Consider the following 21,085-nt stretch of genomic DNA (forward strand, 5'->3'; position numbering starts at 1 on the left):
GGGGCGTCCGGCCGTCCGGTGGTGCGGGCCCGTCCCAACGGGCCCGGCGGATCAGGACTTGGCGGCCTTGAGCATGTAGCCGAACCCGCGCTTGGTCTGGATGACGGGCTCCGAGGAGTGCTGGTCGAGCTTGCGGCGGAGGTAGGAGATGTACGACTCGACGATGCCCGCGTCGCCGTTGAAGTCGTACTCCCACACGTGGTCGAGGATCTGCGCCTTCGACAGCACGCGGTTCGGGTTGAGCATGAGGTAGCGCAGCAGCTTGAACTCGGTGGGGCTCAGCTCGATGGGCTCCTCGCCGACGAGGACCTCGTGCGTGTCCTGGTCCATGGTGAGCTCGCCCGCGCGGATGATCGCGTCCTCGTCGGCGTGCATCGTCCGGCGGAGGATGGCCTTGATGCGCGCGACGATCTCGTCGAGGCTGAACGGCTTGGTGACGTAGTCGTCGCCGCCGACGGTGAGGCCGGTGATCTTGTCCTCGGTGTCGTCCTTCGCCGTGAGGAAGAGGATCGGCGCGGTGTAGCCGGCGGCGCGGAGGCGCTTGGTGACGCCGAAGCCGTTCATGTCGGGCAGCATCACGTCGAGGATGATGAGGTCCGGCTCCTCCTCGAGGACGGCCGAGATGGCCTGGGCGCCGTTGCCGACGGCGCGCACCGCGAACCCGGCGAACCGGAGGCTCGTGGTCAGCAGGTCGCGGATGTTGGGCTCGTCATCGACGATAAGGATCTTCGGGCCATCGCTCATGGGATGAAGTATCTGCGCGCTCGCTGGGAGCCGCCTGGATGCGGCGCGACTCCGGGATCCGGGCTCGCCGACCGGAGGGACGCGCCTAGCCCGTCGTGATGCCCGCGATGCCGGCCGCGTCGAGGATCGTGTAGCCGTAGCCCTGCTCCGCGAGGAAGCGCTGGCGGTTCTGCGCGAAGTCCTGGTCGACGGTGTCGCGGGAGACGAGGGTGTAGAAGCTCGCCGACAGGCCCGAGGCCTCGGGACGGAGTAGGCGGCCGAGGCGCTGGGCCTCCTCCTGCCGCGATCCGAAGGAGCCGGACACCTGGATCGCCACGGTGGCGTCGGGCAGGTCGACGGAGAAGTTCGCGACCTTGCTCACGACGAGCACCTTCTCGGTGCCGTCACGGAACGCCTGGTAGAGCCGTTCGCGCTCGGCGATGGGCGTCGCGCCCGTGAGCTTCGGAGCGCCGAGCGCCTCGGACAACTCGTCGATCTGCTCGAGGTACTGCCCGATGACGAGGATGCTCTCGCCGCGGTGCCGCTCGACCAGGGCGCGCGTCACGTCGAGCTTGGCGGGAGCCGTCGCGGCGAGGCGGTAGCGCTCGTCGTCCGCGGCCGCGGCGTAGACGAGGCGGTCGTCGTCGGGCAGGTCGATGCGGACCTCGAAGCACTCGGCGGGGGAGATGAAGCCCTGCGCCTCGATCTCCTTCCACGGCGCGTCGAACCGCTTGGGCCCGATGAGGCTGAAGACGTCGCCCTCTCGGCCGTCCTCGCGCACGAGGGTGGCGGTGAGGCCGAGGCGACGGCGGGCCTGGAGGTCCGCGGTCAGCTTGAATACGGGCGCGGGCAGCAGGTGCACCTCGTCGTAGACGACGAGGCCCCAGTCGAGCGCGTCGAGGAGCGCCAGATGGGCGTACTCGCCCTTCCTCTTGGCGGTGAGGATCTGGTAGGTCGCGATGGTCACGGGCTTGACCTCGCGGGACTGGCCCGAGTACTCGCCGATCTCGTCATCGGTCAGCGTGGTGCGCTTCAGCAGCTCGGTGCGCCACTGCCGGGCGGACACGGTGTTCGTCACGAGGATCAGCGTCGTCGTCTTGGCCCGCGCCATGGCGGCGGCGCCCACGAGCGTCTTGCCGGCGCCGCACGGGAGGACGACCACGCCGGATCCGCCGTCGAGGAAGTGGTCGACCGCGTCGGACTGGTAGTCGCGCAGCGCCCAGCCGTCCTCCACGAGCGCCATGTCGTGGGGCGTGCCGGGCGTGTAGCCGGCCAGGTCCTCGGCGGGCCAGCCGATCTTCACGAGCTCCTGCTTGAGCTGGCCGCGCGCCCAGGCCTGGACCCGGTAGGTCGTCGCGTCCACGCGCTCGACGAGCAGCGGCGCGATGCGACGCGAGCTCGCCACCTCCGAGAGCACGGCGGACTCCGTGCTCGAGATCTGCAGCTCGCCGTCGGCGTCGCGTCCGATGACGAGGCGGCCGTAGCGGCCGACGGTGTCCGTCACGTCCACGGCCACCGACTGCGGCACCGGGAACCGGGAGTAGCGCTCGAGGGTGGCGAGCATGTCCTCGGCCGTGTGGCCCGCGGCGCGCGCGTTCCAGAGGCCGAGCCGGGTGATCCGGTAGGTGTGGATGTGCTCGGGCGCGCGCTCCAGCTCGGCGAAGACGGCGAGGTCGTGGCGCGCGTCCTCCGCGTCCGCGTGGGCCACCTCGAGGAGGACGGTGCGGTCGCTCTGGACGATGAGGGGGCCGTCGGGCATGCCCGCCAGCCTAGGCGCGGTCACGCGGTCGCCGGCGCGGGGGAGACGGCGACGATGCTCGACAGGGGCAGGGTGCGCTCGACGTCGGCGACGCGGTCGCGGGCGCGCAGGCGGCCGCCGGCCACGCTGGACGGCTCGAGCACGTGATCCACCTCGCGGCCGTCCGGCATGCGGACGCGGACGTGCAGCGCGGCCTTGGCGCGGATCGCGACCTCCAGCTGCCGGGTCGTCCACGCGGCGCCGTCGTCGGGGCCGTCGGCCGCGCGGACGCGGGCCACGAGGGCGTCGGCCGCGTCGGGGTCCGGATCCGCGTGCGGCGCCTGCGCCGGGGCGGTGCGCGGGGCGGGCGCGATGCGGCGGCCCTCGGCGTCCTCGCGGACCGGGCCGAGCCGGGCGCCCGCGAGCACGCGCTCGACGGCCTCGGGGGATGCCGCCGACGTGAGCACCGCGTCGCCCGCGCGGACGAGCCGCAGCGGCGCGAGGTCGCGGTCGACGAGGAGGGTGGCGAGGAGCGCCGCGTCGTCGGAGACGACGGCGGTCCGGGCGTCGGGCACCGCGTCGTCGGGTGACGCCGGGCGGACGCGGAGGCGGCCGAACCGCGCGGCGGTCTCGTCGATGAGGTAGTCGAGGGGCTGCGGGATGCCGGTCAGCGAGATGTCCGCGAGGAAGGAGCGGATGCCGTCGGTCGTGTCGCCCGACGCGAGGGCGCGCGTGACGGATCCCGCGGAGATCCGGTAGCTCGCGGCGAGGCCCCTGCCCTCCGCGTCGGCGACGGCGAGGAGGCGCGACTCGACCGCGGGGTCGAGGGGTCCCGGGGAGACGACCGTGAGGTCGTGCTGCAGGTAGACCCGGTCGACCTCGGCGGGGAGGTGCGGCGCGAGCGCGGAGGCCGCGGCGCCGGATCCCGCGGTGAGGAGCGCGCGCCCCGCGGAGCTCGGGACGTCGCCCGTCGTGATGCCGAGGAGGCCGGCGTCGCGCGTGAAGGCGGTGATGCGGTCGCCGATCCACGCGGACCCGCCCGGGAAGCGCCAGAGGACGCTGTCGACGAGCCCCGCGCCCCACGACGCGTCGGCGCGCTCGGCGAGGATGCCCCGGGTCGCGGGAGCCAGCGCATCCAGCCAGGCCGCGGCGAGGCTCTCCCAGCGCTCGGCGGTCGGCAGCCCGGACCAGGCGGCGGAGGCCGTCGCGGCCGACCAGGTGCGGCCGGACCGGGTCACGAGCCCGGCGCGCTCCGCGAGGGAGAGGACGATCGGGACGTCGTCCACGTCCGCGCCGAGCGCCCCCGCCAGGCGACGGGCGTCGGGCAGGGACATGCCGCCGCGGCTCAGCTCGCGCGCCGGTTCCCGGATCAGCTCGTCGACGAGCGAGGACACGGCGACGACCGATCGGAAGGCGCTCTCGCCCGCTCGTCGGTCGACCTCGGCGGGATCGACGCGGGGGACGGCGGCGAGCGGGGCGGGAGGGGCGAGGCGCGCCAGCTCGTCCGTGTCGGGGAGTCCGGCGTCGGGCCACGCCGCGAGGGCTGCGGCGACCTCCGGATGCGTCGAGAGCCCCGCCTCGTCGACCACGGCGAGGAGCGTGTCAGCCGCCCGGCCGGCGGCGTCCGCCAGCTCCCCGGGGTCGAGCGGCTCCTCGCCGGAGCGGAGGGAGAGCGCGGCGCGCAGGTCGTCCAGGGGGATGCGCCGGGAGGTCGCCCCCGCCTCGGCGGCGACCGCGAGCACCGCCAGCGCGGTGCGGTCGAGCTGCTCGAGGGCCCGGGCCACGGCGTCGGGGGCCAGCAGCGCGTCCGCGAGGTCGAAGAGGTCGGCGACGCGCACGGCGTCGATGCCCCGGTCGCGGACCAGGGCGGCGAGCGATGCGTCGTCGAGCGCGCGGAGGCGGGCCGCGAGCGCGAGGGCGTCGGTCATGGTCGTCCCGCTAGCGGGACGTGCCGTCCATGCGACGACGGCGACGGACGCTGATGATGAGGATCGCGATGAAGAGGAGCGCGGCGATGGGGATCCCCACGGCCGGGAGCAGCAGGATGACCTGCCACACGGGGGTGCTGTACTGCGAGGCGTCGACGGCGATGAGCGGCGCCATCAGGATCGCGAGGATGCTCAGCACGGCGATCAGGAGGATGCCGGCCAGCATGTACGCGAGGATGCGCTCGGCCCGTCCCTCGCTCGGTGCGGTCTCGGATGCCATCCGCTCAGACTACGCCGTGGCACGCGCCCGGGCGTGTGGCATGCGGGCAGGGCCGCCGGTCGCGCGTCGTCGGCACCGGGTCGCGCGGGCCCCGGCGAATAGACTGGACCGCCCACCAGCACATCGAGCCCCTCCGGGGCGAGGGAAGAGGATCGCATGCCCACCGGCAAGGTGAAGTTCTACGACGAGGACAAGGGGTTCGGGTTCATCAGCTCGGACGACGGCCAGGAGGTCTTCCTGCACGTGTCGGCCCTGCCCTCGGGCGTCGCCGGCGTGAAGGCCGGCACCCGCCTCGAGTTCGGCATCGCGGACGGCAAGCGCGGCGCGCAGGCCCTCTCCGTGCGGATCCTCGACGCCCCGCCCTCGCTCGCCCGCATGTCCCGCAAGCCCGCCGACGACATGGCCGTCATCGTCGAGGACCTCGTGAAGGTGCTCGACGGGATCGGCACCGGCCTCAAGCGCGGCCGCTATCCCGACGAGGCCCACGGCCGGAAGATCGCGGCGCTCCTGCGCCGCGTCGCGGAGGAGCTCGATGCCTGAGCGCCGGGACGACGAGACCGTGACCGCTGACGCGACGCCGGATGCGGACGTGGCGCCCGTCGACGCGACGGGGCCGGACGCGACCGCGGTGGCCGCCGAGGGCGCGGCGGAGACCCCGCCGGCGAGCGAGCCGGCCGTCCCCGACGCCGAGCTCCTCGCGGCGGTCGACCTCGCGCGCGCCGCGCTGCTCGAGATCACGCCGGCCTCGACCGTCGGCGAGCCGGCCGGGTCGATCGTCGAGGGCGACCGCGTGCTGTCGCTCCTCTTCGCGACCACCATGCCCGGCTACCCGGGCTGGTTCTGGAACGTGACGCTCGCCCGGGTCGACGACGCCGCGCCCACCGTGCTGGAGGCCGAGCTGATGCCCGGCGAGGGCGCGCTGCTCTCGCCCGAGTGGCTGCCGTGGTCCGACCGCCTGGCCGGCATCGAGGCCGACCAGGAGGCCGAGCGGCTCGCGGCGGAGTCCGACGAGGACGACGACGAGGACGACGACGACGACGAGGACGAGGACTCGGAGGAGGACGCAGGTGATGCCGAGGACGCCGACGACGTCCTCGACGGCGTGGACTTCGAGGCGGACACGGCGGACGACGATGACGACGAAGACGACGACGACGACGACGACGACACGAGCTTCGACGGCGCCGATCGCTGACCCGCCCCTCGCGTGACGACGGCGGCGGCCCCCGAGGGGACCGCCGCCGTCGTCGTCTCGGATGGGGGCCGGATCAGCCCGCGCCCTGCTCCACCACGAACTCGATGCAGCGCACGAGCGCCCGCACGTCGTCCGGCTCGATGGCCGTGAAGGTGGCGACGCGCAGCTGGTTGCGCCCGAGCTTCCGGTAGGGCTCCGTGTCGACCACGCCGTTGGCGCGCAGCGTTCTCGCCACGGAGGCCGCGTCGATGGAGTCGTCGAGGTCCATCGTCACGACGACCTGCGAGCGGTGCGCCGGATCCGCGACGAACGGGCGCGCGTACTCCACGCGCTCCGCCCACTCGTAGAGCACGGAGGACGACTCGCGCGTGCGGGCGTCGGCCCAGGCGAGCCCGCCCGCGCGCTCGATCCAGTCGATCTGGTCCTCGAGCATGAGGAGCGTCGCGAGCGCGGGGGTGTTCAGCGTCTGGTTCAGCCGCGAGTTGTCGACGGCGTTCTTGAGGCTCAGGAACTCGGGGATCCACCTGCCGGACGCCGCGATGCGCTCGACGCGCTCGAGGGCGGCGGGGGAGAACAGCGCGAGCCAGATGCCGCCGTCGCTCGCGAGGTTCTTCTGCGGGGCGAAGTAGTAGACGTCGGCCTGGGCCGCGTCGAAGTCGATGCCGCCGGCCGCGCTCGTCGCGTCGACCACCGTGAGCGCGCCCTCGTCGCCGTGCACGCGCGTGACCGGCGCCATGACGCCCGTCGAGGTCTCGTTGTGCGGCCACGCGTACACGTCGACGCCCTCGAGCGGGTTCGCGGAGGCGCGGCTGCCCGGCTCGGCGCGGATCACGTCGGGCGCCTCGAGGAAGGGCGCCGCGGCGGCCTTCGCGAACTTGCCGCCGAACTCGCCGAACACGAGGTTCTGGCTGCGGCGCTCGATGAGGGAGAAGGCCGCCGCGTCCCAGAACGCGGTGGATCCGCCGTTGCCCAGCACGACCTCGTAGCCGTCGGGCAGACGGAAGAGCCGGGAGAGCCCGTCGCGGACGCGCCCGACCATGTCCTTCACGGGCGCCTGGCGGTGGGACGTGCCGAGGATCTGCGCGCCCGCGAGCGCGAGGTGGTCGAGCTGCGCCTGCCGGACCTTTGACGGCCCGCAGCCGAATCGTCCGTCGAGGGGCAGCAGTTCGGTGGGGATCTTCGTCGTCGGCATGCGGCAATGGTAGGGGAACGTCCTCGGCCGACCCGGGCCGCCCCGCGCCCCCGCGCCGGTCATCCGGCACCCGGGGAAGTAGGCTGGTCCCTGGCGCAAGGGAGGCCCGATGACTGATCTCGTGGACACGACGGAGATGTACCTCCGCACCATCCTCGACCTCGAGGAGGAGGCCATCGTGCCCCTGCGTGCGCGCATCTCGGAGCGCCTCGGGCACTCGGGTCCCACCGTCTCGCAGACGGTGGCGCGCATGGAGCGCGACGGCCTCGTGATCGTCAGCGGCGACCGCCACCTGGAGCTCACGCCCGAGGGGCGCAGCAAGGCCGTGCACGTTATGCGCAAGCACCGTCTCGCCGAGCGCCTCCTCAGCGACGTCATCGGCCTCGAGTGGGAGTTCGTCCACGACGAGGCCTGCCGCTGGGAGCACGTCATGAGCGAGCAGGTGGAGCGCAAGATCCTCGACCTCCTCGGCCACCCCACGGAGTCGCCGTACGGCAACCCGATCCCCGGGCTCGACGAGCTGGGCGACTCGCCCGCCGTCGCCTTCATGGCCGGCGTCGTCAGCATCGTCGAGGCCTCGCTCGGCACGACGGAGGACGCCCCCGCGCGCGGCGTGATCCGCCGGCTGGGCGAGCCCGTGCAGTTCGACCCGGAGCTCCTCTCCCAGCTCAAGCAGGCCGGCGTGCTGCCGGGCGCGACCGGGTCCTTCTCCCGTGAGGGCGCGTACGTCCTGGTGCGCGTGGAGGGCGCGGGCCCGGGTCTCGAGCTCCCGCTCGAGGTCGCCGGCCACATCTTCATCGAGCGCTGATCCCGACCCGCCCCGGCCCCGGCGGTCGGCGGATCCCCAGGACCACCCCCGGACTGGGCACACGGGAGGGGCGCGCCGCCCTCACCGGGGGTTCTGTCCCGCATCCGTCGCGAGGATGACGTCCTCCGTTATGGATTCGTTAGAAATATGGTCCCTCAGGATGACAAACGGGTGCCGGTCCCTTACTCTCGAACAGGCCCGACCGACCACCACAGAGGTTCCGGGCCCGGTGCAGGGCGTCTCGACACCCGTCCCCTGCACGAGTACCCCTCGACGACCTTGGAGGGACGGGGCGCCAGCATGTCCGGCGTCGAGACGCAGGAGGTTGACAACTTGGCCCATGGTGACATCAGCGGTTCCGTCGGGAACCCGTCCGACCCGACTCGACCGCCCGCACCCGGGATGGATCGCCTGCCCACTCGCCGCGAGCTCCGCGCCGCGGAGGAGGCCAAGGCCGTCCGTCCGCGTCGCGACTCCGCGACCCGCACCCTGGCGACCCCCGCGCCGCGCCTGAGCCCGGCCCCCGTCGGCCGCTCGCGCCGCACGAAGGCCGCCAACGCGGTCGTCATGACCTTCGTCACCGGCCTCGTCGGCGTCATGGCCATCCCGGCCTACGCGGCGGGATCCTCCCTCGAGCACACCTCCACGGCGGAGGGCGCCTCGCTGCAGGACTACTCGGCCGCCAACGCGCAGGTCGTCACGGCCGACAACGCGTCGTCCGCGCCGGTCGAGGAGGAGGGCTTCACCGCCACCTCCGTCGCCGACCTCAACGCCCAGCGGGCCGAGGCCGAGCGCGCCGCCCTCGCCGAGCAGCGTCGCACGCAGCTCGCGTCGACGGCCGTCAGCTACACGGGCGCGTCCGCCACACAGCTCGCGCAGAACCCGATCTACCAGGGCACCTCGGCCAGCGGCGTCGCGGCCGTGGCCCGCCAGTACCTCGGCGTGCCCTACGTCTTCGGCGGCGGATCGCCGGCCGGCTTCGACTGCTCGGGACTCGTCAAGTACGTCTTCGCCCAGTTCGGCCTGAACCTGCCGCACTCCGTGCGCGCGCAGCACAACGCCGGCACCGTCGTCTCCCGCGAGGACGCCCGCCCCGGCGACATCGTGGTGTGGAACGACTTCAGCCACGACGGCATCTACACCGGAAACGGCATCTTCATCGACGCGCCGAAGCCCGGCGACCACGTCAAGGAGCGCCCGATCTGGAGCACCAACGTGCACTTCGTCCGCCTCCTCGGCTGACGACCGGCACGCGACGACACCCCGGGAGGCCGGCGGCACGCATCCTGTGGGATGCGCCGCCGGCCTCCTGCGTTCCCCGAGACAAACGAGGGTCGGCGGGTTACCCTGTCCGGTGAGACGTCCCTCGACCCGCCCGGGAGCCCCGATGACCACCGCACCTGACATCCGCACCATGGATGCGCACGTGCGCCACGGACATCGGCACCATCCCCGGGTGGGCATCCACCTGGTCCACCCGAGCGGTCACCCGCTCTCCTAGAAGGCATCGCCGAGCACTCGGCGGTGCCTTCGCGTGTTCCCGGGGGCGGGGCGCCTCATTCGGATTCCTGGAAGCCGTCCAGGCCGGTCTGAGAGGGATGTCGTGCGCACACTGGTACTCAACGCGGGCTTCGAGCCGCTCGCCGTCGTGTCGTTCAAGCGGGCCCTGGTGCTCGTGCTGAGCGGCAAGGCCACCATGCTCGCCCAGGACGAGGAGCACCCGATCCTCGGCAACGGCGGTGCATGGGGGCGCCCCTCCGTGATCCTGCTCACGCGGTACGTGCGGATCCCGCACGCGCGTCGCGTGCCCGTGTCGCGCCGCGGGGTGCTGCGGCGCGACGGCGGACGGTGCGCGTACTGCGCCCGCAACGCCACGACCATCGACCACGTGCTGCCGCGCTCCCGAGGCGGCAAGGACACGTGGGAGAACCTGGTGGCCTGCTGCCTGTCGTGCAACAACCGCAAGAGCGATCGCACGCCCGAGGAGATGGGCTGGACGCTCCGCACGCCTCCCCGCCCGCCGCAGGGGAGCGGCTGGGTCGTCAGCGGCATGGAGCGGCCGGCGCCCGGGTGGGACGAGTTCCTGGCTCCTGCGGCCTGATCACGCCGCCCTCGCGCCTCCGTAGGCTGAGGGGATGACCGCCGACGCTCGCGAATCCCCGACCCCCGACGACCCGTTCCTCTGGCTGGAGGAGATCCACGGCGACCGGGCCCTCGCGTGGGTGCGCGCGGAGAACGAGCGGACGCTCGGCCGATCGCCCGAGGAGTCCCGCGCCGGCCTGACGGGCGAGCTGCTCGAGGTGCTGGAGTCGGACGAGCGGATCCCGTACGTGGCCCGGCACGGCGAGCACCTCTACAACCTCTGGCGCGATGCCGAGCACGTGCAGGGCCTCTGGCGGCGCACCACGCTCGACGAGTACGAGGCACCCGCGCCCGAGTGGGAGGTGCTGCTCGACCTGGACGCGCTGGCCGAGGCCGAGGGGATCCCGTGGCAGTTCTCGCGGGCGCAGCTTCTGTTCCCGACGCGCGACCGGGCGCTCGTGTCGCTGTCGCCCGACGGCGGGGACGCGGTCGCCGTCCGGGAGCTGGACCTCGCCACCGGGCTCTTCGTCGAGGGCGGCTTCGAGGTGCCGGTCGCGAAGACGATGGTGTCGTGGATCGACCGGGACACCGTCTTCGTCGGCAGCGACTTCGGGCCCGGCAGCCTCACGGAGAGCTCCTACGCCCGGACGGCGCGCCGCTGGAGCCGCGGGCAGGCGCTCGCCGAGGCCCCGGAGGTGCACGCGGTGGACGCCACCGACATGCTCGTCCACGTGACGCACGACCCCACGCCCGGCTTCGAGCGCGACGTCGTGCGCGAGGTGCCCGACTTCTTCACTTCGCGCACGCTCCTGCTGACGGACGCGGGGACCGTGCCGATCGACGTCCCCGAGGACGTGGACGTCGACCTGCACCGCGAGTGGCTCGTGCTGCGGCCGCGCACCGATACGGAGATCGGCGGCGTCGTGCACGCGGGCGGCTCGCTGCTGGCGGCGCGCCTCGACGACTTCCTCGCCGGATCCCGTGAGCTGGCCGTGCTGTTCGCGCCGACCTCGTCGCGGAGCCTCGAGGACTGGGCCTGGACCGCGCATCACCTCGTCGTGACGCTCCTGGAGGACGTGGCCAGCCGGATCCGCGTCCTGACGCCGCCCACCGCCGACGGCTCGGGAGGCTGGCGCGAGGAGGACGTGCGGGTCGGGACGCCGCTCGCGTCCGTCTCGGTCGTCGCGACCGACCGCGAGACCGACGAGTACTGGCTCGCGGTCACCGGGTTCCTGACGCCGCCGACGCTGCTGCACGGCGTCGTGGGCGAGGGCGCCCCGCGGCCCGTCAAGGAGCAGCCGGCCTCGTTCGACGCCGACGGTCTCGAGGTCCAGCAGCACTTCGCCGTGTCGGATGACGGGACGCGCGTGCCGTACTTCCAGGTGGGGGCGAAGGGTCTGCCGCTCGACGGATCCGCCCCCACGCTGCTCTCCGGCTACGGCGGCTTCGAGAACAGCCGCCTGCCGTCGTACAGCGGCGTCATCGGCCGCGGCTGGCTCGCGCGGGGTGGCGTCTTCGTGCTGGCCAACATCCGCGGCGGCGGCGAGTACGGGCCCGCGTGGCACCGCGCGGCGCTGCGCCAGGACCGCCACCGCGCCTACGAGGACTTCGCGGCCGTCGCGCGCGACCTCGTGACGCGCGGCGTCACCGTGCCCGCGCGCCTCGGCTGCGAGGGTCGGAGCAACGGCGGCCTGCTCGTCGGCAACATGCTCACGACCTACCCGGAGCTGTTCGGCGCCGTGATCTGCGGGGTCCCGCTGCTCGACATGCGGCGGTACACGCGGCTGTCCGCGGGTGCGTCGTGGATCGCCGAGTACGGGGACCCGGACGTGCCGTCGGACTGGGACTTCATCCGCACCTTCTCGCCGTACCACAACGTCCGCGCCGGGATCGCGTACCCGCCCACGCTCGTCTACGCGGCGACGAGCGACGACCGGGTCGGGCCGGTGCAGGCGCGGAAGATGGTCGCGCTGCTGCATGAGACCGGGGTCGAGGACGCCTGGTACTTCGAGAACACGGCGGGCGGCCACGGGGGATCCGCGGACAACCCCGCGACGGCGCGGCTGCAGTCGCTCATCCACGCGTTCCTGTGGGAGCGGCTGGCCGGCGTCGGCGCGGACGCGTGACCGCGAGCGCCTGATCCGGCGCCGGGCCGGCTGACCGACGGGCGTCCGCGGCGGCGGTCAGCTCCCGCGCCGGGCGGCGGCGCGGGGTCGGAGCCCGGACACGAGGCCGGTCAGCATCGCCGTCGGCTCGAGGCCCACCTCGCGGTCGAGGCGGGCGCGGTAGATCTCGTAGGCGCGCAGGGCGTCGGACTGGTTGCCGGCCGCGACGTGCACGGCGATGAGGCAGCGCTGCGCGGTCTCGCGGAGGGGATCCACGTCGATCGCCCGCCGTGCCGCCGACGCCGCCTCGTGCAGCCGCGAGCGGCCGAGGAGCGCCTGGGACTGGGCCTCGAGCGCGTTGACGCGCAGATGCCGCCACTCCTCGGCCGCGGGCTCCAGCCAGGCGTCGAACCAGTCGGGCAGGAGGTTGGCGCTGAAGAGGGCGACCGCGGCCGGCGAGACGTCGGCGTCGTCCGGCTGGTCCGCTCGGTGCTCGAGCAGGCGGGCGGCCGTGGCGCGGGCCGTCCGCAGGTCCACGGCGACGGCGTCGTGCAGCACGAGGCCGCCCGGCGCCGAGTCGACGATCTCCCGGCCGCCGTCGCCGAGCCGGGCGATGGCGGAGCGGAGGCTCGACGCGGCGCGGCCGTCGAGCGCGTCGGGCCACAGCTGGCTGGCGAGGGTGCCGCGGTCGGCGGGGCGAGCGCGGATCGCGAGGGCGGCGATGAGCCGCCGGGTGCCGTCGGAGAGGGTGGCGCCGGTGGGATCGGGCCCGGGCGAATCCGAGGCGGAGTCGGTGCCGAGGCCCGCGACGCGGAAGCCGCCGAGGACGTCGACGCGGATCATCTCGGTGCTCCGCGGGCGGGCGGACGGCGCGTCGAGCGGAGCGATCCGCCGCGAATCCGCTCCTGCATCCGGCACCTCCGTCGCGGCCACCGTATCCGCTGGGAGGAGAAAACCCATCATGGATGTGCTTTTGGGGCTACGCACGACGGATCGCCCGACGACGTGTCGTCGGGCGATCCGTCACGGGATCCGCGGGGCGGCTACCGCTGCGCGGACCTGCGTCGTGCGGTGGATCCCAGCCCGAGCGCACCCAGGACGAGGGCCGCCAGGCCCCAGCCGATCATGGGCGTGGGGTCGTATCCCGTCACCGGCAGCGAACCGCCGGGCGTCGTGCCCCCGGGGACGAACGGGGCGGCGGTGGTGCTCGTCGGGGTGGGAGTCCCGGCGGTCGGCGTCGGCGTGCCCGCGGTCGGGGTCGGCGTGCCCGCGGTCGGGGTCGGCGTGCCGACCGACGGAGTGGGCGCGGGGACCGTGGCCGTCGGGGTGGGGGCGGTGGCCGTGGGGGTCGGGACGGTCGGCGTCGGGATCGGCACGGTGGCCGTCGGCGTCGGGGCCGTGGGGGTCGGCGTCGGAGCCGTCGGAGTGGGCGTCGGCGCCGTCGGCGTGGGGATCGGCGCGGTGGGCGTCGGGGTCGGCGCGGTCGGCGTCGGGACGGGGACGGTCGCCGTCGGGGTGGGCGCGGTGGGCGTCGGGACCGGCGTCGTGGCCGTAGGGGTAGGTGCCGGCGTGGTGGGCTCGACGGTCGGGGCCACGGTGGGCTCGACGGTCGGGGCGATCGTGGGCTCATCCGTGGGCGTCACGGTCGGGGCGACCGTGGGCTCATCCGTGGGCGTCACGGTCGGGGCGACCGTGGGCTCGTCGGTGGGCACGACGGTGGGCTCCTCCGTGGGGGCGGCCGTGGGCTCGTCGGTCGGGGCGACGGTGGGCTCCTCCGTCGGCTCGACGGCGGGCGACACGAAGTTCCGGATCGCGGTGGTGCACTGCACGATGCTGCCGGCGGCCGCAGAGCCGTTGCACTGGTTCACCGGCACCTGGAGCGCGGAGGAGGTGGTGGAGGACGTGGTGACGGTGCACGTGACGGTGCTGCCACCGCCGTTGCCCGAGCCGTTGCACTGGGTGACGTCTGCATTCGTGGTGCTCGAGACCGGGTTGCACGCTGTCGTGCCGCCGCCCTCGCCGGAGCCGACGCACTGGTTCACGGTGGCGGCCGTGTTCGTGCTCTCGCCGACGATGTTGTTCGTGATGTCCACGGTGCAGATGACGTTGCTGCCACCCGCGGCGACGCCGTTGCACTGCTCGACGGCGTTGACGATGATCCCGTCGCGCTGGGACACGTCGGTGGTGCAGAGCGGCGCACCCGCGGCGCCCTGGCACACGGTGGTGGTGACGGTGGAGGAGCCGACCTGCGTGGCGAGGTCGATGTCGTTGACGACGGTGACGTCGCATCGCACCTCCACGCCCGCGCCGGTGGGCACGGAGTTGCACTGCGATGCGGTCTCGAGGGAGACGGCGGCGGATGCGGACTGCGTCTGCCCGGTCATGCCGACGACGGCCACCAGCGCGATGAGCGCGGCACCCGCCGATGCGAGGAAGCGCCCGCGGAGGGGGCGGCGGGGACGGCGAGCGGGAATTGCGGTCCCGGGTGATGCGAGGTGTTTCGGCACGATGCTCCTTGTTCGCGGCAAGCGTGCTCTCGGCCTCGCGACCGGGTCGCGACGTGCGCGTGACGTGCGCGTGACACGCGGCGCGGCGCGCCCTCCCGACGCCGATATTCCGGGGCTGCTGAATTCATTACGGCGGACCCGCCGGACGACGAAGAGGGCCGATCCTGCGGCGGATCGGCCCTCTTCGCAAGTGCTGCGCGCGATGCGCGCATCGTGTCGCCTACTTGTTGGCGCGGTACTCCTCGAGCAGGTCGGCGGAGATGCGGCCACGCTCGGAGACCTTGTGGCCGTGCTCACGCAGCCACTCGCGAGCGGCACTCAGGTCCTCCTTGGGCGCGCTGGAGGAGGAGCGGCGCGTACCCGACGAGCGACCGGTGGAGGCGCGGCCGACGCGGCGTGCGCGGTCGACGTAGGTGTCCAGCGCCTCGCGGAGCTTGGCGGCGTTGGCGTCGCTCAGATCGATCTCGTAGTTCACGCCGTCGAGCGCGAACGGGACGGTCTCGCCCTTTCCCTCTTCGATGACGACGCCGTCGATGTCGTCGACGAGTGTGGTGACAACCTTGCGAGCCACGTCTCTTCCTCTCATTGCAGATGGTGCATCAGATGATGCGGCGAGAGCCACGATACCCGTCCGGCCCGCGAAATCCGACATCACGCGTGAATCGGCGTCGGAATTCCCCGAGAATCCCCGGGAGGGCGGCCTCGCGAATCGTCTCCGCGTCCTCTCCGGGCGCATTCCGCCCCGTCCGGGGGTGCTGTCGTCCGCCATTCCCGAGCGCGTCCGCGGTGCGCGGCACGCATATCGCGGAGCGATGTCCTGCTATCTCCTCACATAAGGAATTACGCGGGGCGGACCACGAATTCGGCCGCACGGACTCGGAAGGGCCCGCGGAGACGTGCTCCGCGGGCCCTGTCCTGCGTCGATCCGGACGGGATCAGTAGTACTCGCCGTGGCGGTAGTCCCACGACGGGAACGAGCGGGCGAGCGCCGACATGATGACGTCGACCGCGAGGCCGCGGCGGATGAGCGTCGGGTTCGGGGTGACCGAGCGCTCGCCGTGCTGCTCGGGGATGAGCGCGCCGGACGCGTCGACCATGGAGACCATCACGCCCTGCTCGTGGCGGCTCGTCTCGTCGAGGCCCGGCTGGATGGAGGCGACGTAGTCGTCGGCCGCGACGATCAGGTCGGCCTGCTGCTCGATGCGCTCGCCGATGCCCTCGACGCGGCCGCGGTTGCCCTTGCCGGACGGGTTCGCCGAGCTCGCGAACGACAGGCGGCGGCTCTCCCACAGGCGCTCGGCGAGCTGCTCCGCGGGGCGGCCGAAGCGGATCACGAAGCAGCTCGTCCCGCGTCGGTCCATGGCGAGCTCCCCGGCGACCTCGTCGGGGATGAGGTGCTTCGCGTCCTCGCGCCACGGGAGGATGCAGCCGAGCAGCACGTCGGCGTCCCAGTGCTCCTGGTAGAAGGCGAGGATCTCGTCATTCAGCACCGCGAGCTCCTCCAGCTGCTCGATGCTCGTGCAGAGCACCACGCCCGGCTTGTCGCGGTTGCGCTGCTTGGCGTCGAACTTGCGCTCGAGGCCGGTGCCGTCCGTCGTCATGAGGATGTAGCCGACCTTCGTGGCGGCGACGACGAGGCCTCCGGGGGCCTCGAGGGCCCGGGCCGCGCGCTCGTCGAGCGTGCCGTCCCAGGGGATCGTGCGGGTGGTGTCGGTCATGGGCGCGTGCCTCTCGTGCGTGTCGGGGTGGATCCGTCGGGGCGCACCTGCGTCGGTCCGGGGCGCGCCTGGCCGCGCGTGCGGCGGGAGAGCAGTGGGACCGACGGTAGGCGCGGCCGCGCGGCGGGGCGGGCGAGCGTCCACAGGGGGCGCCGGCGTCGCCTCGAACGGGGGCTCCTCGGGGCTGCGGCGGCTGCCTAGCCTGAGGGGATGAGCGCTGCCGCCGGCTGGTACGACGACCAGGATCCCCGTTACGTCCGCTGGTGGGACGGCGCCGCATGGACCGAGCACGTGCAGCCGAGGCCCGAGGTCGCGCCTCAGTCACCGGAGCCGGATCCGGGGTCCATCCCGGCCGAGGCGACGCCGGTCGACCGCCTCTCGAAGCGCGAGGCGCGGGAGCGCGTCGCGTACGCGGAGGCGCACATCGCCCAGCTCGAGGAGCTGATCCGGCGGCACGGCATGCGCGAGTTCGCCGAGGCGGACGACTACCGGGCGCAGGCGGAGGCGGATGCCGAGGGGGCCCGACGGACCGGGGCCGAGGCGGCGGCCGCGCTGGTCGCGGCGGCGCGCGAGGAGCGCGATCGGATGCTGGCGGAGGCGGCGGCGGTGCGCTCCCAGGCGGACGCGGAGGCGGCGGCGGTGCGCTCGCAGGCGGAGGCGGAGGCCCACGCGGCGCGGCGCCGGGCCGAGGCGGAGCTCCAGGCGGTGGACCAGGCCGTGCACGAGCGGATCGAGGCCCGCCGCGCCGTCGACGCCGAGCTGACGGCCGCTCGCGCCGAGCTCGTCGAGGTGACCACGAAGGCCGACCTCCAGAGCGTCGGCCTGTTCGACTACGAGCACCCCGCGGAGTCCTCGGCCGAGCTCGCGTCGCGGCTCGAGGCGCTGAGGTACACGATCAAGAACCGGGTCCGGGACAAGCAGGCGGTGACCGCCACGTCCGGGTTCACGTTCAACGGATCCGAGGCCCAGGGGCGGCGCTTCGTGAGCGACATGTCGAAGGTGCTGCTGCGCGCCTACAACGCCGAGGCGGAGAACGCGCTGAAGGCGACGAAGGCGGGCAACCTCCACGTCGCGCAGACGCGGCTCACCCGGGCGGCCGAGCAGATCGCCCGGAGCGGCACGATGATCGACCTCCGCATCGAGGACGGGTACCACGAGCTGCGGCTCGAGGAGCTGCAGCTCGCGAGCACGCACCTCCGCGTGCTGCAGGCGGAGAAGGAGATGGAGCGGGAGCGCCGGGCGGAGCTCCGCGAGCAGGCGAAGGCGTCCGCCGAGCTGCAGGCCGAGCACGACCGCCTCGACAAGGAGCGCGCCCACTACGCCGCGACCCTGGCGGCGCTCGAGAGCAAGGGCGACGTCGAGGGCGCGGCGCGCATGCGGGACAGGATCGAGGACGTCGACCGCGCGCTCGTCGAGGTGGACTACCGCGCGGCGAACGTGCGCGCCGGCTACGTCTACGTGATCTCCAACGTCGGCGCCTTCGGCGAGCGGATGGTGAAGATCGGCATGACCCGACGGCTCGAGCCCATGGACCGGGTGGTCGAGCTCGGCGACGCGTCCGTGCCGTTCCGCTTCGACGTGCACGCGCTGTTCTTCGCGGACGACGCCGTGGGCGTGGAGGCGATGCTGCACCGGACCTTCGCGGAGCACCGGGTGAACCGGATCAACCTCCGCCGCGAGTTCTTCTACGTCACGCCCGACGAGGTGCTCGACGCCCTGAAGGCGCACGCGGTGGAGATCGTCGAGTTCGCCCTGCACCCGGCGGCGGAGGAGTACCGGGCCAGCCGTGCGCTCGACGGGGCGGAGGCGGTGCCGGCGGCCTGACGCGCCGGGTCGCGATCGGAAACCAGGGGTGGCGCGCCTCCTGCGGGACCCGCGCGAGCGCGTGGTCGTCGGGTGCGGTGGAAGCCATGGATGCTCCTCGGGTCTCACGAAGGGTCGCCGAGGCGCAGGCATCCGCCCGGAGTGGGCGCGGCGTGCAGAGTGCCCCGTCGGGCGCGCGGGGCGGAGCGCTGGGGGGAGCGCGCGCGGATCGGCTCCGCGCCTGCGAGCATCGTGACCGGCATGACAGACGGCCGACCACGCAACCCCGACTCCTGGGAACCGCCGGGCCTGTGGGCGCCCCTGTCGGGACATCTCGTCCTCGGGCTGGTCAAGGCGCCGGTGGTGCTCCTGCTCCTATGGCTGGCGACCCTCCTGCCCGTCGTCCCGTCGCGGGGGGCCGGTGTCCTGGTGGCGCTCGTCGCCGTGGCGGTCGGCGTCGGCGCGCTGATCGAGGTCCTGGTCGAGGATCCCTTCGCACGGCGTCGGAAGCTGTCGTCGCCGGGCGGGTGGGACTTCGCGCTCGTGCCCCCGATGGTCGCGCTGGTCGGGGTGGTGGCACTGGGCTGGCCCATGAGCGGCTCGCTCGCCGTGGGCGCGGCGATGGGGGCGGCGTGGGCGGCCGTCGAGGCCGTTGAGATCGCCTGGCTGCGCCCGTGGGAGCCCGGCATGACGCAGGACGAGTTCGACGGGAAGTACGCCGAGCTGAAGGAGATGACCCGCGAGACCTTCGCCCCCGACGTGGAGGAGATCCGCCGCCGTGCCGGGGAGCGGAGCATGCAGGAGTACCGCGACGCGATCGAGCGGAAGCGCCGGGAGGCGGGCACCGAGGGCGAGTGAGCCCCACCGATCCGTCCTACATCGTGGGGATATGGGGCCGCAGGTGCTCGCGTAGCGCGGGATCGACCACGTGGACGAAGGTCCCGCGGATGCCCCGCGTCATGAGCACGGCGTAGATGTTGCTGATGAGCAGCCGCAGGTCGTCGTCGGAGAAGGTGATGCCGAGCGTCGGGTTGTTCTCCTGGCCCTTCTTGTCGAAGTAGGAGTCCCGATCCATGACCAGGCGGCCGCCCTCGAGGTCGTACCGGAGATCCGGCCCGATGATCACGCCCGCGTAGTTCAGGTCGTACCCCTGCACCGTGTGGATCGAGCCCACCTCATCCAGCGCGTTCGTCGACGCGATCCAGTCGCGCTGCGTGCTGTTCCACTTCGCGCGGTAGTCGCCGATCCGGATGTCGAACGCACTGGGATCCTTCTTCGACACCCACTCCCATGCGTACCCCGCCACCATGCGCGCGAGCCCGTGCTCCCGGTCGCGGCCGCGGATGGCCGCGTGCATGTCGCCCGCATCGTCGAACATCCGGAACTCGTAATCGCCGAGAGCGTCGGCGGTCAGCGGTCTCTCCTGATGCGAGCTCGGCGTCGCACCGAGGATGCGCCTGATGTGTCCGATGTAGTCCGTCCCCGCCCTCACGCGCATCTGCGACATGAGCGGCTGCCAGCGGCGATGGCGTCGTGCCTCTGCGATGACACCGTCGATGGTGGCCGCGTCGAGATCGGCGGGTCGTACGCTCTGCGCGGGGTCGATCATGAGGATCTGATGCGTGCTCTTCGCGCGGATCCAGTCCAGCTGCGTCCTCCGCTTGTCGTCTTCCCCGAAGAGGGCGACGGTGATGTCCTCGAACTTGCGGTTCAGCGGCCCGGAGGCCTGGTTCGCCCGGCGGTTCAGGCGATGCGCCTCGTCGACGACGAGGAGGTCGAAGCTGCCTGCGCTCTCGCCGACCTGGAAGGGCGTCAGCACCTGCACCCCCTGCAGGCCGGGCGTCCGCGTGAACACCTTCTTCACGCTCTCCCGCAAGGACTGCTGGGGGATGACGAATCCCGTGCGCATCCTCTGAAGCGCTTCGCGATTCTCGCCGAGGAAGAAGTCAGCGAACACGGAGTCGCTGTCGAGCGCGTCGTCGACCGGGAGCCGCCCGATGTCGGCGATCAGCTTGAGCAGGTAGATCCCCAGCACGGTCTTGCCGGTGCCGGGTTCGCCCTGGATCACCGTCGAGCTCTGGACCCCCGTCTGCCGGTCGGACACCAGCCCCTCGAGCACCTGCTCCAGGGCGACCTCCTGGTCGCGGGAGAGCGCCTTGAACGGGGACAGCTTGAAGAGGTCGCCATTCTCGATCTCTGCGATGGAACGCTGGAAGAGCCCCTCGCTTCGCAGCTCCTCGAAGACCCGCTCGAACTCCGCGGTGTAGGTGACGCGGTCGTAGTAGTCCGCGTTCGTGATCCCGATGTTGCGATTCAGGATGGTGTAGACGCCGTCTCCGGAGAAGAGGTTGATGAGCCTCGACTCGAAGTCCAGGCACACGGACTTGTTGAAGTTCTCGCCGACGATCACCCGGGCGGTCGCCAGATGTCCGCGTGCGTCGGATTTGAGGTGCTGGGCGAGGCGTGCGGCAGCCCGCAGCGACTCTCCCACGTAGAGGTCGTCTGGCGCGCGAGCCCTCGCCTGCTTCCCCGCGGGTGGACCGTCGAGTACGTAGACCACCGGCCAGTTCGAGTTGCGCGGATGCTCCGCTCCCCACCGGGTGACCGCGTCGCTGGATAGGGCGACGCGACGGACGTCAAAGTGCGTCATACCGGGTGCTGCGTCCGCGGGCCTTGTCGGCGGGGTACTTGGCCCGCGTGAGGATCAGCTTCTCCCGCACGATCTCATCGGGATCGAGGTCCAACCGGTCGGCGAGGAGCAGGCAGTAGGTGAGGACGTCGGCCAGCTCGGCCTTCACCTGGGCGGGGTCGCCGTCGGCATCCCACTGGTAGCACTCGAGCAGTTCGCCCGCCTCGATCACGATGCTCTTCGCGAGGTTCTCCGGCGTGTGGAACTGCGCCCAATCGCGCTCCGCGACGAACGCCGCGAGCTCCTCGCGCACGTCTCGGCTGGCCATGCGGTCACGGTAGCAGGCGGCCCCAGGCCCGAGATGGGGGCACCCGCGT

General features: G+C 72.8%; 19 protein-coding genes. 8 read left to right on the top strand and 11 right to left on the bottom strand.

What is annotated here, in order from left to right:
* Positions 1 to 51: 51 nt before the first annotated feature.
* The 4 genes from BFL37_RS06120 to BFL37_RS06135 form a co-directional block, all read right to left on the bottom strand.
* A complete protein-coding gene (locus BFL37_RS06120; RefSeq protein WP_012039163.1) occupies positions 52 to 744 on the bottom strand; it encodes a response regulator transcription factor in 693 nt (230 codons plus the stop codon).
* An 85-nt stretch (positions 745 to 829) separates the two neighbouring features.
* The gene (locus tag BFL37_RS06125; protein ID WP_086514263.1) at positions 830 to 2,482 is read right to left on the bottom strand and encodes a DNA repair helicase XPB; all 1,653 of its coding nucleotides are present in this window, start codon (positions 2,480 to 2,482) and stop codon (positions 830 to 832) included.
* Between the two features lie 20 nt (positions 2,483 to 2,502).
* Positions 2,503 to 4,389 (bottom strand): helicase-associated domain-containing protein, encoded by a 1,887-nt coding sequence (locus BFL37_RS06130; protein WP_086514264.1) that lies wholly within the window; start codon positions 4,387 to 4,389, stop codon positions 2,503 to 2,505.
* A gap of 10 nt (positions 4,390 to 4,399) precedes the next feature.
* On the bottom strand, positions 4,400 to 4,669 hold the full coding sequence (locus BFL37_RS06135) for a hypothetical protein (protein ID WP_086514265.1): 270 nt from the start codon (positions 4,667 to 4,669) through the stop codon (positions 4,400 to 4,402).
* Positions 4,670 to 4,825: 156 nt separating this feature from the next.
* Here BFL37_RS06135 and BFL37_RS06140 point away from each other — a divergent pair, with 156 nt between their 5' ends.
* Together BFL37_RS06140 and BFL37_RS06145 are read left to right on the top strand one after the other, a co-directional pair.
* Positions 4,826 to 5,209 (top strand): cold-shock protein, encoded by a 384-nt coding sequence (locus BFL37_RS06140; RefSeq protein ID WP_086514266.1) that lies wholly within the window; start codon positions 4,826 to 4,828, stop codon positions 5,207 to 5,209.
* Entirely contained in the window at positions 5,202 to 5,864 is a 663-nt protein-coding gene (locus BFL37_RS06145) for a DUF3027 domain-containing protein (protein ID WP_086514267.1), read from the top strand. The genes BFL37_RS06140 and BFL37_RS06145 overlap by 8 nt, the downstream gene beginning before the upstream one ends.
* A 73-nt stretch (positions 5,865 to 5,937) precedes the next feature.
* Here the strand turns inward: BFL37_RS06145 and serC are convergent, their stop codons facing one another.
* Positions 5,938 to 7,056, bottom strand: coding sequence for a phosphoserine transaminase (gene serC / locus BFL37_RS06150; protein ID WP_086514268.1), 1,119 nt, complete (start codon positions 7,054 to 7,056; stop codon positions 5,938 to 5,940).
* A 109-nt stretch (positions 7,057 to 7,165) separates the two neighbouring features.
* On the opposite strand from serC, the gene BFL37_RS06155 reads away from it, so the two are divergent.
* The 4 genes from BFL37_RS06155 to BFL37_RS06170 all read left to right on the top strand — a co-directional run bounded on the left by BFL37_RS06155 (position 7,166) and on the right by BFL37_RS06170 (position 12,072).
* Entirely contained in the window at positions 7,166 to 7,864 is a 699-nt protein-coding gene (locus BFL37_RS06155) for a metal-dependent transcriptional regulator (protein WP_086514269.1), read from the top strand.
* Positions 7,865 to 8,266: 402 nt separating this feature from the next.
* The gene (locus tag BFL37_RS06160; protein ID WP_241533885.1) at positions 8,267 to 9,106 is read left to right on the top strand and encodes a C40 family peptidase; all 840 of its coding nucleotides are present in this window, start codon (positions 8,267 to 8,269) and stop codon (positions 9,104 to 9,106) included.
* A gap of 361 nt (positions 9,107 to 9,467) precedes the next feature.
* Entirely contained in the window at positions 9,468 to 9,965 is a 498-nt protein-coding gene (locus BFL37_RS06165; protein WP_086514271.1) for an HNH endonuclease, read from the top strand.
* A gap of 34 nt (positions 9,966 to 9,999) precedes the next feature.
* Complete coding sequence (locus tag BFL37_RS06170; protein ID WP_086514272.1) at positions 10,000 to 12,072, top strand: prolyl oligopeptidase family serine peptidase; 2,073 nt, start codon at positions 10,000 to 10,002, stop codon at positions 12,070 to 12,072.
* A gap of 57 nt (positions 12,073 to 12,129) precedes the next feature.
* Here the strand turns inward: BFL37_RS06170 and BFL37_RS06175 are convergent, their stop codons facing one another.
* From BFL37_RS06175 to BFL37_RS06190, 4 genes are all read right to left on the bottom strand, one after another.
* Complete coding sequence (locus BFL37_RS06175; RefSeq protein WP_086514383.1) at positions 12,130 to 12,894, bottom strand: AfsR/SARP family transcriptional regulator; 765 nt, start codon at positions 12,892 to 12,894, stop codon at positions 12,130 to 12,132.
* A gap of 200 nt (positions 12,895 to 13,094) precedes the next feature.
* Positions 13,095 to 14,558, bottom strand: a complete 1,464-nt coding sequence (locus BFL37_RS14640; protein ID WP_206601265.1) for a hypothetical protein — start codon at positions 14,556 to 14,558, stop codon at positions 13,095 to 13,097.
* A gap of 220 nt (positions 14,559 to 14,778) precedes the next feature.
* Positions 14,779 to 15,129, bottom strand: a complete 351-nt coding sequence (locus BFL37_RS06185) for a histone-like nucleoid-structuring protein Lsr2 (protein ID WP_086514273.1) — start codon at positions 15,127 to 15,129, stop codon at positions 14,779 to 14,781.
* A 364-nt stretch (positions 15,130 to 15,493) separates the two neighbouring features.
* Positions 15,494 to 16,276 carry an L-threonylcarbamoyladenylate synthase gene (locus tag BFL37_RS06190; protein WP_086514274.1) on the bottom strand — a complete coding sequence of 261 codons (783 nt, stop codon included), beginning with the start codon at positions 16,274 to 16,276 and terminating at the stop codon, positions 15,494 to 15,496.
* 210 nt (positions 16,277 to 16,486) lie between these two features.
* Between BFL37_RS06190 and BFL37_RS14815 the strand changes: the two genes are divergently transcribed.
* Positions 16,487 to 18,100: a DUF4041 domain-containing protein gene (locus BFL37_RS14815; RefSeq protein WP_086514275.1), complete on the top strand. Its 1,614-nt coding sequence runs from the start codon at positions 16,487 to 16,489 to the stop codon at positions 18,098 to 18,100.
* Between the two features lie 240 nt (positions 18,101 to 18,340).
* Complete coding sequence (locus BFL37_RS06200; RefSeq protein ID WP_086514276.1) at positions 18,341 to 18,937, top strand: hypothetical protein; 597 nt, start codon at positions 18,341 to 18,343, stop codon at positions 18,935 to 18,937.
* A 16-nt stretch (positions 18,938 to 18,953) separates the two neighbouring features.
* Here the strand turns inward: BFL37_RS06200 and BFL37_RS06205 are convergent, their stop codons facing one another.
* The gene (locus tag BFL37_RS06205; RefSeq protein WP_086514277.1) at positions 18,954 to 20,729 is read right to left on the bottom strand and encodes a DUF2075 domain-containing protein; all 1,776 of its coding nucleotides are present in this window, start codon (positions 20,727 to 20,729) and stop codon (positions 18,954 to 18,956) included.
* Positions 20,716 to 21,036: a MazG-like family protein gene (locus BFL37_RS06210; protein WP_086514278.1), complete on the bottom strand. Its 321-nt coding sequence runs from the start codon at positions 21,034 to 21,036 to the stop codon at positions 20,716 to 20,718. The genes BFL37_RS06205 and BFL37_RS06210 overlap by 14 nt, the downstream gene beginning before the upstream one ends.
* Positions 21,037 to 21,085: the final 49 nt, after the last annotated feature.

The sequence above is a fragment of the Clavibacter michiganensis genome (genome assembly GCF_002151125.1).
In the GTDB taxonomy this organism is placed as follows: domain Bacteria; phylum Actinomycetota; class Actinomycetes; order Actinomycetales; family Microbacteriaceae; genus Clavibacter; species Clavibacter michiganensis_C.